Origin of the sequence: Ramlibacter sp. (assembly GCF_013697775.1) — a bacterium.
In the GTDB taxonomy this organism is placed as follows: Bacteria; Pseudomonadota; Gammaproteobacteria; order Burkholderiales; family Burkholderiaceae_C; genus Ramlibacter.
On record NZ_JACCWG010000377.1, the window covers coordinates 1 to 16,809 of the forward strand.

General features: G+C 67.9%; 15 protein-coding genes. 10 read left to right on the forward strand and 5 right to left on the reverse strand.

Annotated features, from left to right (window positions below; genetic code table 11):
- Positions 1–1,022: homocysteine S-methyltransferase family protein (locus H0U68_RS19120; protein ID WP_296358492.1), on the reverse strand; the 1,022-nt coding region annotated here is incomplete at its 3' end.
- A gap of 58 nt (positions 1,023–1,080) precedes the next feature.
- Between H0U68_RS19120 and recQ the strand changes: the two genes are divergently transcribed.
- The 3 genes from recQ to H0U68_RS19135 all read left to right on the forward strand — a co-directional run bounded on the left by recQ (position 1,081) and on the right by H0U68_RS19135 (position 4,085).
- Positions 1,081–2,949 carry a DNA helicase RecQ gene (gene recQ, locus H0U68_RS19125; protein WP_296358493.1) on the forward strand — a complete coding sequence of 623 codons (1,869 nt, stop codon included), beginning with the start codon at positions 1,081–1,083 and terminating at the stop codon, positions 2,947–2,949.
- Between the two features lie 93 nt (positions 2,950–3,042).
- Positions 3,043–3,612, forward strand: a complete 570-nt coding sequence (locus H0U68_RS19130; RefSeq protein ID WP_296358494.1) for an antitoxin Xre-like helix-turn-helix domain-containing protein — start codon at positions 3,043–3,045, stop codon at positions 3,610–3,612.
- Positions 3,609–4,085: an RES family NAD+ phosphorylase gene (locus H0U68_RS19135; protein WP_296358495.1), complete on the forward strand. Its 477-nt coding sequence runs from the start codon at positions 3,609–3,611 to the stop codon at positions 4,083–4,085. The genes H0U68_RS19130 and H0U68_RS19135 overlap by 4 nt, the downstream gene beginning before the upstream one ends.
- Positions 4,086–4,109: 24 nt before the next feature.
- On the opposite strand, the gene H0U68_RS19140 is transcribed toward H0U68_RS19135, so the two are convergent.
- A complete protein-coding gene (locus tag H0U68_RS19140) occupies positions 4,110–6,413 on the reverse strand; it encodes an AAA family ATPase (protein ID WP_296358496.1) in 2,304 nt (767 codons plus the stop codon).
- Positions 6,414–6,549: 136 nt separating this feature from the next.
- Between H0U68_RS19140 and H0U68_RS19145 the strand changes: the two genes are divergently transcribed.
- From H0U68_RS19145 to H0U68_RS19160, 4 genes are all read left to right on the forward strand, one after another.
- A complete protein-coding gene (locus tag H0U68_RS19145; protein WP_296358497.1) occupies positions 6,550–7,746 on the forward strand; it encodes a threonine ammonia-lyase in 1,197 nt (398 codons plus the stop codon).
- Positions 7,747–7,754: 8 nt separating this feature from the next.
- Positions 7,755–8,168, forward strand: a complete 414-nt coding sequence (locus H0U68_RS19150; protein ID WP_365732191.1) for a PaaI family thioesterase — start codon at positions 7,755–7,757, stop codon at positions 8,166–8,168.
- Positions 8,169–8,206: 38 nt separating this feature from the next.
- Positions 8,207–8,359: a hypothetical protein gene (locus H0U68_RS19155; protein WP_296358498.1), complete on the forward strand. Its 153-nt coding sequence runs from the start codon at positions 8,207–8,209 to the stop codon at positions 8,357–8,359.
- A gap of 296 nt (positions 8,360–8,655) precedes the next feature.
- A complete protein-coding gene (locus tag H0U68_RS19160) occupies positions 8,656–10,506 on the forward strand; it encodes a phosphoenolpyruvate carboxykinase (GTP) (RefSeq protein ID WP_296358499.1) in 1,851 nt (616 codons plus the stop codon).
- An 8-nt stretch (positions 10,507–10,514) separates the two neighbouring features.
- On the opposite strand, the gene H0U68_RS19165 is transcribed toward H0U68_RS19160, so the two are convergent.
- Entirely contained in the window at positions 10,515–11,405 is an 891-nt protein-coding gene (locus tag H0U68_RS19165) for an alpha/beta hydrolase (protein WP_296358500.1), read from the reverse strand.
- Between the two features lie 89 nt (positions 11,406–11,494).
- Between H0U68_RS19165 and H0U68_RS19170 the strand changes: the two genes are divergently transcribed.
- A complete protein-coding gene (locus tag H0U68_RS19170; RefSeq protein WP_296358506.1) occupies positions 11,495–12,355 on the forward strand; it encodes a metallophosphoesterase in 861 nt (286 codons plus the stop codon).
- Between the two features lie 130 nt (positions 12,356–12,485).
- A complete protein-coding gene (locus tag H0U68_RS19175) occupies positions 12,486–12,632 on the forward strand; it encodes a hypothetical protein (protein WP_296358501.1) in 147 nt (48 codons plus the stop codon).
- 9 nt (positions 12,633–12,641) lie between these two features.
- Here the strand turns inward: H0U68_RS19175 and H0U68_RS19180 are convergent, their stop codons facing one another.
- Positions 12,642–13,556, reverse strand: coding sequence for a LysR family transcriptional regulator ArgP (locus tag H0U68_RS19180; protein ID WP_296358502.1), 915 nt, complete (start codon positions 13,554–13,556; stop codon positions 12,642–12,644).
- Positions 13,557–13,630: 74 nt separating this feature from the next.
- On the opposite strand from H0U68_RS19180, the gene H0U68_RS19185 reads away from it, so the two are divergent.
- Complete coding sequence (locus H0U68_RS19185; RefSeq protein WP_296358503.1) at positions 13,631–14,971, forward strand: D-amino acid dehydrogenase; 1,341 nt, start codon at positions 13,631–13,633, stop codon at positions 14,969–14,971.
- A gap of 4 nt (positions 14,972–14,975) precedes the next feature.
- Here the strand turns inward: H0U68_RS19185 and H0U68_RS19190 are convergent.
- A partial coding sequence (locus H0U68_RS19190) for a molybdopterin cofactor-binding domain-containing protein (RefSeq protein WP_296358504.1) occupies positions 14,976–16,809 on the reverse strand: 1,834 nt, incomplete at its 5' end.

Sequence of the window (16,809 nt, forward strand, 5' to 3'; positions counted from 1 at the left end):
TCGCGCTGCCTTGTCCGCGCCGGCAGCGGCTGCACCGCCTCGCGGATGGCCGTGATGTGTTCCGGCGTGGTGCCGCAGCAGCCGCCCACGATGTTCACCAGGCCCTCGGCGGCGAATTCGCGCAGCAGCCGGGAGGTGACGTCCGGCGTCTCGTCGAAGCCCGTTTCCGCCATCGGGTTGGGCAGGCCGGCGTTCGGGTAGCAGCTGATGAACACGTCGGGCGCGGCGCGGTTCAGCTCCTGGATGTAGGGGCGCATCAGCGCGGCGCCCAGGGCGCAGTTCAGGCCGATGGCCAGCGGCTGCGCGTGGCGCACGCTGTACCAGAAGGCCGTGACCGTCTGGCCGCTCAGGATGCGGCCGGAGGCATCGGTCACGGTGCCGCTGATGATTAGCGGCAGGCGCTCGCCGCTGTTCTCGAAGAACTCGTCGATGGCGAACAGCGCCGCCTTGGCGTTCAGGGTGTCGAAGATCGTTTCCACCAGCAGCAGGTCGGACCCGCCTTCCACCAGGCCCTGCACCTGCTCGTAGTACGCGGCGCGCAACGCCTCGAAGTCCACGTTGCGCGCGCCCGGGTCGTTCACGTCGGGGCTGATGCTGGCGGTGCGCGGCGTCGGGCCGAGCGCGCCGGCCACGAAGCGCGGCTTGTCGGGCGTGGAGAACTTGTCGGCCGCGGCGCGCGCCAGCTTCGTGGCCGCCACGTTCATTTCCAGCGACAGGTGGGCCAGGTCGTAGTCCGACTGGGCCAGTGCGTTGGCGCCGAAGGTGTTGGTCTCGATGATGTCGACGCCGGCGGCCAGGTAGCTCTCGTGGATGTCGCGGATCACGTCGGGGCGGGTCAGCGCCAGCAGGTCGCCGTTGTTCTTCAGGTCCTTGTGGTGGTCCTTCAGGCGCTCGCCGCGGTAGTCGGCCTCGGTGAGCTTGAAGCGCTGGATCATGGTGCCCATGGCGCCGTCGAGGATGGCGATGCGCTGTTCCAGGATGCCCGGCAGGGCTTGGCCACGGGTGTAGGTGATCGGCTTCATGGTCCGGCCATTCTAGGGAGAAAGCCTTGCCCCCGAAACCGGCCCGGCATCCCGCACAATGGCGCCCATCTTGCCGACTCCCCTGTCCATCCTTTCCGAAGTGTTCGGCTACGAGCACTTTCGCGGCCCGCAGGCCGACATCATCGACCACCTGGTCGGCGGCGGCGACGCCCTGGTGCTGATGCCCACCGGCGGCGGCAAATCGCTGTGCTACCAGATCCCCGCCATCGCGCGCCAGCAGGCCGGCCACGGCATCGCCATCGTGGTGTCGCCGCTGATCGCGCTGATGCACGACCAGGTGGGCGCGCTGCACGAGGCCGGCGTGGAAGCCGCGTTCCTCAACTCCACGCTCAGCGGCGAGGAAGCCGCCAACGTGGAAAAGCGCCTGCTGCGCGGCGAAATCACGCTGCTGTACGCCGCGCCCGAGCGCATCACGACGCCGCGCTTCCTGGCGCAGATGCAGTCGCTGTACGAGCGCGGCCAGCTCAGCCTGATCGCCATCGACGAGGCACATTGCGTGAGCCAGTGGGGCCACGACTTCCGGCCCGAGTACCGCGCGCTGTCCATGCTGCACGAGCGCTTTCCGGGCGTGCCGCGCGTGGCGCTCACCGCCACAGCCGACGGGCTGACGCGCGAAGACATGGTGCAGCATCTGCAGCTGCAGGAGGCGCGCCAGTTCGTCAGCAGCTTCGACCGGCCGAACATCCGCTACACCATCGTGGAGAAGAAGGACGCCACCTTGCAGCTGCTGCGCTTCATCGAGCGCGAGCACACGAGCGAAGCCGGCATCGTGTACTGCCAGTCGCGCAAGCGCGTGGAAGAGATCGCGCAGATCTTGAGCCGCGAAGGCATCTCCGCCCTGCCCTACCACGCGGGGCTGGACAGCGACGTGCGCCAGCGCCACCAGGACCGGTTTTTGCGCGAGGACGGCATCGTGATGGTGGCGACCATCGCCTTCGGCATGGGCATCGACAAGCCCGACGTGCGTTTTGTCGCGCACCTGGACCTGCCGAAGAACATCGAGGGCTATTACCAGGAAACGGGGCGCGGCGGCCGCGACGGCTTGGCCGCCGACGCCTGGATGTCCTATGGCTTGCAGGACGTGGTGAACCAGCGCCGCATGATCGACGAAAGCCCGGCCGGCGAGGAATTCAAGCAGGTGCTGCGCGGCAAGCTGGACGCGCTGCTGGCGCTGGCCGAAGCCACCGACTGCCGGCGCGTGCGCCTGCTGGAATATTTCGGCGAACACGCCACGCCCTGCGGCAACTGCGACAACTGTCTGCAGCCCCCGCAGATCTGGGACGGCACCGACGCCGCGCGCAAGCTGCTGTCCACCATCTACCGCGTGGAGCAGCAAAGCGGCATCACCTTCGGCGCCGGCCACATCATGGACGTGCTGCGCGGCAAGACGACCGAGAAGGTGACGCAGTTCCGGCACGAGCGCGTGTCCACCTTCGGCATCGGCGCGGAGTACAGCGAAGCGCAGCTGCGCGGGGTGTTAAGGCAGCTGATCGCGACCGGCGCGCTGGCGGTGGATGCGCAGGCATACAACACCTTGAAGCTGACGGATGGGTCGCGGGCGGTGTTGAAGGGGGAGCGCAGCGTGGAGCTGCGGGAGTCGATCTCCGCGCCGGCTGGGGGTGGCAGGCGGCGCAGCAGCGGTGGCAAGGATGGCAAGACGGTGCCGGCGGTTGCGGCGAGCCTGACGGCGGAGGCGCAGCAGCGGTTCGCTGCGCTGAAGGCTTGGCGCGGGGAAGTGGCGCGCGAGCACAACCTGCCGGCCTATGTGATCTTCCACGACGCGACGCTGGCGGCGATCGCGGCGCTGGCGCCGAAGTCACTGGACGATCTTCAGGGGGTCAGCGGGATCGGGGCGAAGAAGCTGGAGGCGTATGGGGATGAGGTGTTGCGGGTGGTGAATGGGTGAGGGCTGGCGCACCATTTGGCTCCAATTGACCGTCAGGACCACGTGGCGCATTTGAGATAACATAAAGGCTCATCTGAGCCTGAGGAGTTTTCCATGTCGCCTGCCGCTTCTCGACCCCCTGTCAAACCGGCTGCCGTCTTGCGAAAGGGTGTTCCGCCCACCAGCGCTGCTGTGTTGGCGGCAAGCGCGGAAATGAAGAAGACGAAGCTCTGGCGAAAGCTTAGCCGGCCAGGGACGGTAGGCTTCACGGATATTTTCGGGATGCCATCCCTGGATCGCGCAGACCTCGTAAAACGGGGCGCTCCTTCCGTCATGGTCAATGTGATCTCGAAGGAAATGGAGATCACCAAGGAGCGGTTTGTACACATCGTTGGGTTACCCCGGGCCACCGTGACCAGGAAGATCGCCAATAAGGCGGACCTTTCTGCAGACGAGAGCGAGCGCCTCGTGGGTTTGGCCAAACTCATCGGTCAAGTGCAGGCGAGCGTCGAGGAGGCCGGGGCCCCCGAAGGGTTCAAACCGGCGAAGTGGTTCGCTGAATGGATCTCGCAGCCATTACCCGCCTTAGGCGGTCGGCGGCCCGAGGATTTGCTCGATACCGCGGACGGTCGTGAGCTGGTTTCGAAACTGCTTGCCCAAATGTATTCAGGAGCCTATGCGTGAGAAGCATTTCTCTATGGAGAATCGCTACGGATGCGCCTTCGTACGTTGCTGATGACCTGACCGGCGTCGGTGCAGAAAAAACCGGCGGACGGTGGAACGCTGTCGGTACACCGATGCTTTATACCGCGCCGACGATTGCGCTCGCGGTTTTGGAAACGATGGTCCACTTGGGTGCGGGCGCCCTGCCTCTCAACCGGTACCTAGTGCAACTGCATGTTCCAGAAGCGATTTGGAACAGCGCCGTGATCGCCGATCCCGCCACGCTGGTGGGGTGGGACGCTCTGCCCGCGGGCAAGGTCAGCATCGACTGGGGAAGCGCATGGTGCGCTGCGCTCTCGAGCGCGCTCGCGCGCGTACCTTCCGTCGTCGTTCCTGAGGAATTCAACGTACTTGTCAATCCCCGGCATCCTGATGCGATAAAGATTTCCGCGAGGAAGATCCGGAAATGGGTGTATGACTCTCGCGTGAAGTAGGAATATCTGGTGGCGTGCTCTATCTCACCGCACAAACCCAATCCCCCGCGCCTCCCGCACCTCCGGCTTGATCCGATGCTCCGCCTCCAGTTGCTCCAGGAATTCCTCTTCACTGAACTCCGTCGCCAGGATGTCGACTTGCCGCTTCACCGCAGCAAAGTCCCCAGGACACAGCTGATCCAGCTTCGCCAGCCGTGACTGCGCCTGCGCCGTCAGCCGCGTCGCATCCCCGCCCAGCGCCTCCGTCACAAACATCTTCTCCCGCTGCACACCCGTCAGCGGCCTGAACCGCAGCTTGAACGTGAACCTCCGCAGCGCCGCCTGGTCGATGCGGTCCATCAGGTTGGTCGTGCAGATGAAGATGCCGGCAAAGCGCTCCATGCCCTGCAGCATCTCGTTCACCTCGGTCACCTCGTAGGTGCGCTGCGCGCCGCGGCGGTCCTGCAAAAAGCTGTCGGCTTCGTCCAGCAGCAGCACGGCCTTTTCGTTCTCCGCTTCGCGGAACATCGCCGCCATGTTCTGCTCGGTTTCGCCGACGAACTTGCTCATCAAGTCGCTCGCCTGCTTCACCAGCAGCGGCCGCTCCAGGCTGTGCGCGATGTGTTCGGCCAGCGCCGTCTTGCCGGTGCCGGGCGCGCCCCAGAAGCACAGGCTGCCGTGGCCGCGCGCCTTCAGCGCCTGCACGATGCGCGGCAGCTCGAAGCGCGACTCCACGTTCAGCATCTCCAGGTCGTAGGTCGTCACGCTGCGGCGCAGCCCCGCCGTAGATGGGCGCACGCCCAGCGCCTGGTCGGCGTTGCGCAGCTGCCGCTCGATCAGTTCTTCCGTCGCCGCGCCTTCTTCGCTGCGCGCCAGGCCGGCGAAGCGCACCGCGGTGCGGATCTGCGCCGGCGTCAGGCCCTTGCGCTCGGTGAGCTTGGCGACAAAGGCGTCCGACACCTGCACGCCTTCCAGCGTCTTGCGCACGATGCTTTCGCGCGCGCCGGGCGGCGGCGACGTCAGCTCCAGGTGGTAGGCGAAGCGGCGGCGGAACGCCGGGTCGATCTGCTCGATGCGGTTGGTCACCCACAAGGTGGGCACCGGGTTCGATTCCAGAATCTGGTTGACCCAGGCCTTGCCGCTCACGCTGCCGCTGGGCGGCGCCACCACCTGCTCGGCGCGCGCCATCAGCTGCGCCGCCTCGCTGGAGATCGGCGGGAACACGTCCTCCACTTCGTCGAACAGCAGCGCCGCCTGCGCGCTGCCTTTCAGGAACACCTGCGCGATCTGCAGCGACCGGTAGCGGTCGCGCCCGCTCAGCGAGTTGCCGTCGCGGTCGGCGTACTCCACCTCGAACAGCTCCAGCCCGGTGGCCTGCGCCACCACCTTGGCCAGTTCGGTCTTGCCGGTGCCGGGCGGGCCGTACAGCAGCACGTTGACGCCCGGCTCCTTGCGGTCCACGGCGTTGCGCAGCAGCGCGCACAGCACCCGCGCGTCATCGCTGACGAAGGCGAAGTCGTCCAGCGTGAGCGCGCTCTTGGCCGAAGGCCGGGTGAACACGGCCATCAGCTCGCTCTGGTCGCGGTATTCGCGCATCAGCACCGGCGGCAGCTTCTCGCTGACCTTCATCAGGTCGGCCAGGTCGGTGATGTTGTGCTCGGAGATCAGGTTCTCCACCAGGCCGATGCGCTCCAGCCGCGAGCCGGCGCGCAGCGCCTCGCCCACGTCGCTGGCGCTCACGCCCGCCACTTCGGCAATGGCAGCGTACGCCTCGGGTGCGTTGTTGACCTTGAACTCCACCAGCAGGCTGCGCAGGTCGCGCTGGTAGCGCGCCAGCGTGCCGTACAGCAGCAGCGCGCGCTCGGCCTTGTTCAGCTGCAGCAGGCTGGCCAGCGCATCGATGTTCTTCTCCACCAGGGTGGACTGCTTTTTCAGCGCGTTGGCCAGCCAGTCGCCGGTGACGGCCAGCACCGACAGCAGGTCCTTGGGCTGGTCCTTGGCGTATTCGTCCAGGTAGAAGAACAGAGTGCCTTCTTCGTACGGGCCGCGCCACACGCCGTGGCGTTCCAGGAATTCGCGCGTGGACAGCAACTCGTGGCCGCGCCAGAACTCGTTGTCCTTGCAGCGGCGCGCCAGGAACTCGCGCAGCCTGCCCAGCGCCGGCCCGGGCCAGGCCAGGTGGCGGCCGGCCAGCGACAGCAGGCCGTTCAGGTCGCGCCGCACGTTGAATTTCGCGCCCTGCTTGGCGGCGAGTGTCAGCACGAAGTGCGAACACATCAGGTCCAGCACCGGCGCGTCTTTCAGGCCCGGCGAGGGCAGCACTTGCACATCCAGGGAACGCTTGGCCAATGAACCTCCGGCAACGATGCGTTTTTGCGCGACGACTTTGCGCGACTACGATAACGCGACTTGATGCGGCATGGAAGATGGTGATGCCGGGGAAAGCCCGGCCCCCAAGCTGGGCCGCGGGCAGAATGCACACATCATGATCGCCCTGCAAGACATCCGCTTGGCCGCCGGTCGCCTGCGTGGCCAGGTGCTCGACACGCCCTGCGTGGAGTCGCGCACGCTGTCGCAGATCACTGGCAGCCAGATCTTCCTGAAGTTCGAGAACCTGCAGTTCACCGCCTCGTTCAAGGAGCGCGGGGCCTGCAACAAGCTGGTCCAGCTGGCCGAGGGCGGCACGCGCGGCGTGATCGCCATGAGCGCGGGCAACCACGCCCAGGGCGTGGCGTACCACGCGCAACGGCTGGGCTTGCGCGCCGTGATCGTCATGCCGCGCTTCACGCCCGGCGTGAAGGTCGAGCGCACCCGCAGCTTCGCGGCCGAGGTGGTGCTGCACGGCGACACGCTGGAAGAAGCGCGCAGCCACGCGCTGGCACTGGCCGAGCGCGAGCAGCTGGTGTTCGTGCACCCGTACGACGACGAGGCCATCGCCATCGGCCAGGGCACGGTCGGCCTGGAGATGCTGCAGGCCCAGCCCGACCTGGACACGCTGATCGTGTCGGTGGGCGGCGGCGGGCTGATCGCCGGCGTGGCCACCGCGGCCAAGGCGCTGAAGCCGGGCATCGAGGTGATCGGCGTGCAGACGCTGCGCTTTCCGTCGATGTACAACGCCATCAAGCACCAGGACCTGCCGCTCGGCAGCTCGAGCATTGCGGAAGGCATCGCGGTCAGCCGGCCAGGGCGCATTCCGCAGGAGATGATCGCGCGCCACGTCGACGACATCGTGCTGGTCGACGAGGGCGACATCGAGCAGGCCATCGTGATGCTGCTGGAGATCGAAAAGACCCTGGTCGAGGGCGCGGGCGCGGCGCCGCTGGCAGCCTTGCTGAAGAACCCGGAGCGCTGGCGCGGCCGCAAGGTCGGCCTCATTTTGAGCGGCGGCAACATCGACCCGATGCTGCTGGCGGCCATCATCCACCGCGGCATGGTGCGCGCCGGGCGGCTGGCGCGGCTGCGCGTGAGCGCGCGCGACGTGCCGGGCTCGCTGGCCCGCATCACGGCCATCGTCAGCGAAGCGGGCGCCAACATCGACGAGGTGCACCACCAGCGCGCCTTCACCTTGCTGGCGGCGCAGAACGTGGAAGTGGAACTGGTGGTGCAGACGCGCGGTCGCCCCCACATCCAGCTGGTGCTGGATGCCCTGCATGCGGGCGGCTTCGCAGCCGAGGAACAATGAGCACTGACATGAGCACGATGGACACGCAGACCCTGCGATCGGCCCTGGCCGAGTATTTCGCGCCCTGGGTGCAAACCCTGGGCCTGCAAGTGGACAGCTTCGAGGCGGGCAGCGTCACCTTGCGGCTGCCGCAGAACACGCAGCTGTCGCGCGTGGGCGGCATGCTGTGCGGCCAGGCCATGATGGCCGCGGCCGACACGGCCATGGTGCTGGCGCTCATTGCCCAGTTCGGCGAATTCCGGCCCTGCACCACGGTCCAGATGAATACCAGCTTTCTCAAGCCGCTGTCCAACCAGGACGCGCTGGTGCAGGCGCGGGTGCTGCGGGCGGGCAAGAGCCTGGCCTTCGGCGAGATCGACATCCGCGGGGCGGACGACGGCAAGAGCGTCTGCCGCGCGAGCACCACCTACGCGCTGCTTTAGAATCCCACCTCTTCGCACCCCATTCCAAGAGGAACCCGATGTCCAGCCCCGAGCCGCGCCACAGCCCCGGCGAAGCGACCGAACCGCAAGATGCGGTCGAATCCATCGTGCCGGCCATGCCCATCGTGCTGCCGCTGGTTGGTGGTGTGCTGATGTTCCTGCTGGCCTTCATCGCGATCTACATGGCCTGAGCGCCAGCTGCCGGAGCTCATCCGGCAGTTAATTGAAATCCTTCTTCGCCCTCGCGCGCCACGCGCCGAGGGCGTTGATGTTTCTGAGCACTAAAGTAGTTGATGCATAACCTTATGCATCGTTTGCATGGAATTGCGACGGTTCTACGACAGTTGCGAGGGGCGGCTTCTTAAAATGGGTTCGTCCAGCCGACCCAGCGGGCGACTGTGCCAGCCTGATTTCAAAAGGGCGCGCGCCCGGCCACTGCGTCACCGAGCTCCTTTTGAAATCCGGTTTTTCACATTAGGAGCTTTGGATGAACTCACCCGTGATGCAGGGCCTGAACCTCGATGTTCCCGCCTACGTCAAGAACGCCCGGCTGATCGCCTGGGTGTCGGACATGGTGGCCCTGTGCAAACCCGAACAGGTGCACTGGTGCGACGGCAGCCAGGACGAATACGACCGCTTCTGCCAGCAGCTGGTGGACGCCGGCACCTTCCGCAAGCTGGATCCGGCCAAGCGCCCGGGCTCCTACCTGGCCTGGTCCGACCCGAGCGACGTGGCGCGGGTGGAAGACCGCACCTACATCTGCTCGCAGCGCCAGGAAGACGCCGGCCCCACCAACAACTGGACCGACCCCGCCGCGATGCGCACCACCTTACAGCCGCTGTTCGACGGCTGCATGCGCGGGCGCACCATGTACGTGGTGCCGTTCTCCATGGGACCGCTGGGCTCGCCGATCGCCCATATCGGCATCGAGCTGTCCGACAGCCCGTATGTGGCGGTGAACATGCGCATCATGACCCGCATGGGCCGCGCGGTGTACGACGTGCTGGGCGTTGAAGGCGAGTTCGTGCCCTGCGTGCACACCGTGGGCGCGCCGCTGGAGCGGGGCCAGAAGGACGTGGCCTGGCCGTGCAACACCACCAAGTACATCGTGCATTACCCCGAGACGCGCGAGATCTGGTCGTACGGCTCCGGCTACGGGGGCAACGCGCTCCTGGGCAAGAAATGCTTCGCGCTGCGCATCGCCTCCACCATGGGCCGCGACGAGGGCTGGCTGGCCGAGCACATGCTCATCCTCGGCGTGACCACGCCGGCGGGCAAGAAATACCACGTGGCGGCGGCGTTTCCGTCGGCCTGCGGCAAGACCAACTTCGCCATGCTGATCCCGCCCAAGGGCTTCGAAGGCTGGCAGGTCACCACCATCGGCGACGACATCGCCTGGATCAAGCCCGGGGCCGACGGCAAGCTCTACGCCATCAACCCGGAAGCCGGCTACTTCGGCGTGGCGCCGGGCACCAACAGCCTGACCAACCCGAACTGCATGGCCAGCCTGGACAAGAACGTGATCTTTACCAACGTGGCGCTCACCGACGACGGCGACGTGTGGTGGGAAGGCATGGGCGAGGCGCCGGCGCATTGCACCGACTGGCAGGGCCGCGACTGGACACCCGAGATCGGCAAGCAGACCGGCGCCAAGGCGGCGCACCCGAACGCGCGCTTCACCGTGGCGGCCATCAACAACCCGGTGCTGGACGCCGCCTGGGACGACCCGCGCGGCGTTCCGATCGACGCCTTCATCTTCGGCGGCCGCCGCTCGACCACGGTGCCGCTGGTGACCGAGGCGCGCGACTGGGTGGAAGGCGTCTACATGGCCGCCACCATGGGCTCCGAGACCACCGCCGCGGCGGCCGGCCAGCAGGGCGTGGTGCGGCGCGACCCGTTCGCCATGCTGCCGTTCACCGGCTACAACATGAGCGACTACTTCCGCCACTGGCTGGCGCTGGGCAAGCGGCTGCAAAACAGCGGCGCGCACCTGCCGCACATCTACACCACCAACTGGTTCCGCAAGGGCGCGGACGGCAAGTTCGTCTGGCCGGGCTACGGCGAGAACATGCGCGTGTTGAAGTGGATGATCGACCGCATGGAAGGCAAGGCGCAGGGCGCCGAGCACGTGTTCGGCCTGAGCCCCACCTACGAGGAGTTGAACTGGGAAGGCCTGGACTTCAGCCGCGACCAGTTCGATACCGTCACCCGCATCGACCACGCGGCCTGGCAGCAGGAGCTGCAGCTGCACGAGGAGCTGTTCCAGCAGCTCGCGTACCGCCTGCCGCAGGAGCTGCGCGACACCAAGGCGAAGATCGCCGAGCGGCTGGGCGCCTGAGCGCGGATTCAGGCGGCGGCGTTGGCCGCGGCCCGCGCCTGCAGGGCCGGGCTTGCATCCAGGAACTGCGCGATGCCGTCCACCACGGCCGGGTTGCGCAGGATCTTCACGTGGCCCAGCCCCTGGGTGCGCACCAGCCGGGCGTTGGGCCAGCGCTGCACGATGTACTCGGACTGCGACACGCCCATCAGCTCGTCGTTCTCGTCGTGCACCAGCAGCGTGGGCGCTTCCACGCACGTTTCGAACAGCTCGTCCCAGTCGCGGCCGAGCGGCTTGAAGTCGGCGGCGACTTCTTCGCGGATGATCCGGCGCATGCGGGCCGCCACCTTTCGCGACATTCCCATGGCGCCGGCGAACCGGTCGGTGTGGTCGACGAGGTCCGTCACGGGCGAGATCAGCACCAGCCGTTCGGCGCCGATGCCGATCTTCGAGCCCATGACGATCATGCCGGCGCCCAGCGAGTGGCCCACCAGCGCGTCGAACGGGCCCAGCGTGTCGACGAGCGCGCGCAGCGCGTGCACCAGCGTCATGCCGGTGGTCCGGGGCGGGTCGCCGTCGGCATGTGCCGGGCCCAGGTAGGTGGTCACGTTCCAGCCTTGCGCGACCAGCCTCTCCACCAGCGGGCCGAAGAAGGCCGGCGCCACGCCCCAGCCGTGCGACAGCAGCACGCGCGGGGCGCTCTTGTTGCCCCAGCTCCAGGTGGGAATGCGGTAGTTGCGAAAGGCGACCGTGCCGCGCTCGGCGCGCGCGAACAGCGCCTGCTCCTCGGGCCGCATGGGGCGGATGCGCGGCGCGGTAGTGAACACCGACCGGGTGATGCGGGCCGCGACACCGGGCGCGACCACGCTGAGCACGCGGGCGCCGGCGAACCTGGCGCGCTGGAGAAATGGGCTTGGCATCTGGGCTCCCTGGAACGCGGTCCAAGAATAGCGGAGATCGTTGCCTGCACAATAGCCGGCCACCTTCTTGCGTCGCCGCCGTGACCCACCTGCGCATCCAGCTTTTGTCCGACCTGCACCTGGAGTCGCAGCCGGATTTCCGCGCCACCGCGGCGGCCGACGCCGACGTGCTGGTGCTGGCCGGCGACATCGGCTCCTACCAGGCCGGCTCCCGGCTGCCCGACGTTCGGCCGCGCGACTTCGGGCTGTCGCAGTTCGCCGCGCAGTCCAAAGGCGGCCGCTGGCCGCTGGTGCTCTACGTGCCCGGCAACCATGAATACGACGGCGGCGACTTCGACGCCGTCCATGCCGAGCTGCGCGGCGTGGCGGAGTCATTGGGCATGGTGTGGCTGGAGCGCGAATGCTTCGTGCACCGCGGCGTGCGCTTCGTCGGCACCACCCTGTGGACCGATTTCGACGCGCTGGTCGCGCAGGACGATCCGCCGCCGCCGTTGGCCCGGCAGCTCAAGATGCGCGAGAAGGCCTACCGCGCGGCGAACTTCTACCTGTCCAAGACCGGCACGGTGCGCCATGGCCAGCCGTTCCTGGCCGAGGAGATCCGCGCGCAGGGGCTGGCATGCCGGCAGTGGCTGGAACAGGCACTGGCCACGCCGTTCGACGGGCCCACTGTGGCGGTCACGCATTTCGCGCCCAGCCTGCACAGCGCCGATCCGCGCTACGGCTTGGTGCCGGGCACGGCCGGGTTCTGCAATGCGCTGGACCACCTGCTGCCGCGGGCGGACGCGTGGATGCACGGCCACCTGCACTGCCTGAACCGCTACGCCGTGCCGGCGCCGGGCCGCATCCACGGCGAATGCCGGGTGGTGAGCAATGCGCTGGGCTATGCGGCAAAAAGCGAACAGGAGACGTTCGACCCCCTGTTCGCCATCACGCTGCCGCTGCCGGCCTGAAGCCGCCGGACAGGCCTCGGCGCGGTTACCGGCGTCAACAACCACGCAGGTTCTTTACACCAGGGCTCTGGCGGCGGTGCATCAGCCTTGAGACACTCGATGCCACACATCAAAACGTCCGGGAGTCCCCATGAAGCCGTACTGGATGCCCACGCTGGCCTGGCTTGCGGCGGTCGCCGCCGCCGTGCTGCTGGCGTTCGCGGGTCCGGAAGGCCTGGGCATGGACCGCTGGCTGTTCGGCGCGGAAATCTCACACGGCGCCTCAGCGCCGCGCTGAACTACAGGTTCAGGTTGTCGTCAGTGCCTGGCCCGCCGCGCCGGTGAGCGCCGCGGTGAGGTGGTCCAGCACCTCGGATTCCAGGTTCCAGCAGTGCCAGTACAGCTGGATCGGCAGCGCGAACGACGGCGCGATGTTGACCAATTGGCCTTGCGCAAGCAGCCCGCGCACCAGTAGCTCGGGCAGCACGCTTGCGCCCCAGCCCGCCAGGATGGCGCGCACCTGGCCTTCGGAACTCGGCACGAACAGCTGGTTGAGCGTGACGCGCTTCAACCCAAAGGCCTTGCTCACGAACTCGCTTTGCATGTCGTCCTTGCGGTTGAAGGCGACGAAGGGCACTTCACGGAAGTTGTGCTGGCTCAGGCCGTTGGGGCACTTCTTTTTCGCGTAATCGGCCTGCGCCACGGCGATGTAGCTCATGGCACCCAGCGGCACCACCTTGCAGCCGCGCAGCGCCTGCTTCAGCGTGGTGACGCAACCCAGCACCTGGCCTTCGCGCAGCCACTCGTGCGTGAAATCCTGGTCGTCGGTGATGATCTCAAGCGGCAGGCCCTGGCGCGCCAGGTCGTTGACTGCGGGCAGCGACCAGGTGGCGATACTGTCGGCGTTGATGGCGATGGACACGCGCTCTTCCTCGCGCGCACCGCCGGTGGAGCTCGGCGCCAGTTCCTTCAGGTCGCGTTCCAGGTCGGCGCGCAAGAGCCTGAGCTGCTTCGTATGCTTGAGAAGGAGCTGGCCGGCGGAGGTGGGCTTGAGGGGCCGGCTGCGCACGATGAGCACCGTGCCGATCTGTGCTTCGAGCGCCCGCAGACGCTGCGAAACTGCCGACTGCGTGATCGACAGCCGCTGGGCCGCGCGTTCGAAGCCGCCCTCCTCAACAATGGCAGCAAGGCATTCCAGCGCGTCCGGATCGAAAGTGCTCATAAGCTTACCTGATGATTTTCGAGATAGTTTAATTTTGCTTTTACTGTAACGCAAGCTTTGGGACACTTGCGCGCATGAAAACGCTCGTCCTCGGCGCCGGCATCATCGGCGTCAGCACCGCCTGGCATCTGCTGGAGCTCGGCCATGAAGTGATCGTCGTCGACCGGCAGCAGGCGGCGGCCCAGGAGACCAGTTTCGCCAACGCGGCGCAGATCTCCGTCAGCTACTGCGAGCCCTGGGCCAACAGGCACGCACCGGCCAAGCTGCTGAAGTGGATGTTCCGCAACGACGCCCCGCTGCTGTTCCGCCCGCAGCTCGACTGGCAGCAGTGGCGCTGGGGCCTTCACTTCCTGGCCCAGTGCAACGACGCGGCCTTCGAGCGCAACGTGCGCCAGCTGGTGGCGCTCGGCTCGTACAGCCATGCGGCGCTGAAGGACGTGGTGCGCGCCACCGGCATCGACTACAAGCGCCTGGAGCGCGGCATCGCCCACTACTACACCAGCGACGCCGCCTTCGCCGACGCGGCCGAAGCGGCCGAGTTGATGCAGAAGTACGGCGTGGCGCGCACGGTGGTGAGCAAGGACGAGCTGTTCGCCATCGAGCCGGCCTTCAAGTCGTTCTCGCACCGCATCGTCGGCGGCACTTACACGCCCAGCGACGAAAGCGGCGACGCCCGCCTGTTCACCGAGCAGCTGGCGGCGCGCTGCGCGGCGCGCGGCGCGCAATTCCTGTACGGCCACGACGTCCTGCGCCTGGAAAAGACCGGTGAGGCCATCGACGCGGTGCAGGTGCGCGACCGCACCGCCGGGGAAAACCGGCGCCTGGCCGGCGACGCGGTGGTGGTGGCCTGCGGCTCCTACACCGCGCCGCTGCTGCGCACCGTGGGCGTGGACCTGCCGATCTATCCCGGCAAGGGCTACAGCGCCACCTTCAAGCTGAAGAAGCCGGAGCTCGCGCCTTTCGTCAGCACCATCGACGACGAGGTGAAGTGCGCGATGAGCCGCCTGGGCGACGAGCTGCGCGTGGCCGGCACCATCGAGGTCGGCGGCTACGGCCTGGACCTGGACGGCAAGGTGGCGCGCGCGCGCTGCCGCATGCTGGCCGAGCGCATCGAGCAGGTGCTGCCCGGCGTGTGCGACACGCGGCTGGAAGAAGACGGCGGCAACCCGCGCTTCTGGACCGGCCTGCGCCCCGCCACGCCGACCAACATTCCCTACATCGGCCGCACGCGCGTGGGCAAGCTGTGGGTGAATGCCGGCCACGGCACGCTGGGCTGGACCCACGGCGCCGGTTCCGGCAAGGCGATGGCCGAGCTGATCAGCGGCCTGCGCCCGCACACCGACTTCGGCTTCTACGGCTTCGACGCTGGCAAGGCGCGCCAGCGGCGCTCGGCCGGCAGCCCGAGCATGGCCTGAGCGGCTACTGCAGCGCCTGCCACAGCTTGGCAGCCGTGAGCGGCATTTGCAGCAGCGGCGCCTGCTGCGGCCTGCCGGCGCGCGCCAGCGCGTCGGCCACTGCATTCACAACGCAGGGCGTGGCGCCGATGGTGCCCAGCTCGCCCACGCCCTTCACCCCCAGCGGGTTGTTCCTGCAGGGCACCCCTTCGTCCATCTCGGTCACGAACTCGCAGGCGACGATGTCGGCGCGCGGCGCCGCATAGTCCATCAGGCTGCCCGACACCGGCTGGCCGCTCTGCGGGTCGTACGCCATCTGTTCGCACAGCGCCTGGCCCATGCCCTGCACCGCGCCGCCGTCGAGCTGGCCGCGCACGATCATCGGATTCACCACGCGGCCCACGTCGTTCATGCTGGCGTACGCCACCACCTGCACCTCGCCGGTCTGCGGGTCGATCTCGACCTCGCTCACGTGGCAGCCGTTGGGCCAGCTCGGCCCGGCCACCGCGCTGGTGTGCTCCAGGTAGATGTGCTGCTGCGGCTGGCGCGCCGCCACCTCGAACAGGCCGATGCCGAGATCGGTGCCCTTCACGGTGAAGCGCCCATCCTCGTACGCCAGGTCGTCCGCCGCCGCTTCCAGCGCGCTGGCCGCAAGCGTTCGCGCCGTGTCCAGCACGCGCTCCGAGCCCAGCCGCATGGCCGAACCTCCGGTGAACAGCGAGCGCGAGCCCGCGCTGCCGAAGCCGTCGCCGCGGTCGGTGTCGCCCAGCACCACGCGCACTTTGTCGAGCGGCACGCCGAACACGTCCACCACCAGCTGCGCCAGCGTTGTGGCGATGCCCTGCCCCATCTGGTTGACGGCGCTGAACACCTCGATCACGCCGTCGGCGCGCACGCTGACGGTCACGCGCTCCTCGAACGCATTGCCGCCGGTCCATTCCAGGAAGGTCGCGATGCCCAGCCCGCGCAGCTTGCCGCGCGCCCTGCTCCCGGCCGCGCGCGCTTCGAAGCCGTTCCAGTCCGCCAGCGCAAGGCCGCTGTCCATGATGCGTTCGAACTCGCCGCTGTCGTACACCTGCCCCATCGGGTTGCGGTAGGGCATCTGCCCAGGCCGGATGAAATTGCGCCGGCGCAGCGCGATGCGCTCGATGCCGGTCTGGCGCGCCGCCTCGTCCATCAGCCGCTCCATGGTGAAGATGGCCTCGGGGCGGCCCGCGCCGCGGTAGGCGCCGGTCGGCGCGCGGTGCGTCAGCACTGCCTGGAAATGGAAGTCGATGGCCGGCACGTCGTACACGCTGGTCTGCACCCACGGACCGATCAGCAGCTGGATGGCCACGCCCACGCCGGTGGCGTAAGCGCCCACGTTGGCATGCGAGCGCAGCCGAAGCGCCAGGACGCGGCCGTCGGCGGCCAGCGCCAGCTCGGCGTCGGTGGCCACGTCGCGGCCATGCGTGCTGGAGAGGAATTCCTCGCTGCGCTCGGCGATCCACTTCACCGGCCGCTTCAGGGTCCAGGCGCACCAGGCCACTGCCGCGTCCTCCGGGTAGATGCCGGTCTTCATGCCGAAGCCGCCGCCCACGTCGCCCACCGTCACGCGCAGCTGGTCCTTCGGGATGCCCAGCACGTCGTGCAGGCCGTTGCGCACGGCCGAGGGCATCTGCGAACTCAGGCGCAGGGTCAGCCGCCCGTCTTCGGCGGGCCAGGCCAGCACCGAGCGCGGCTCCAGCGCCAGCGCGACCAGCCGCTGGTTGTCGATGTGCAGGCGCACCACGTGCGCCGCCTGCGCGAACGCGGCGGCCGCGGCTTCGGCGTCGCCGTGGCGCGCCTCCGCCGCGATGTTGCCGGGCGTGTCGCCGCAC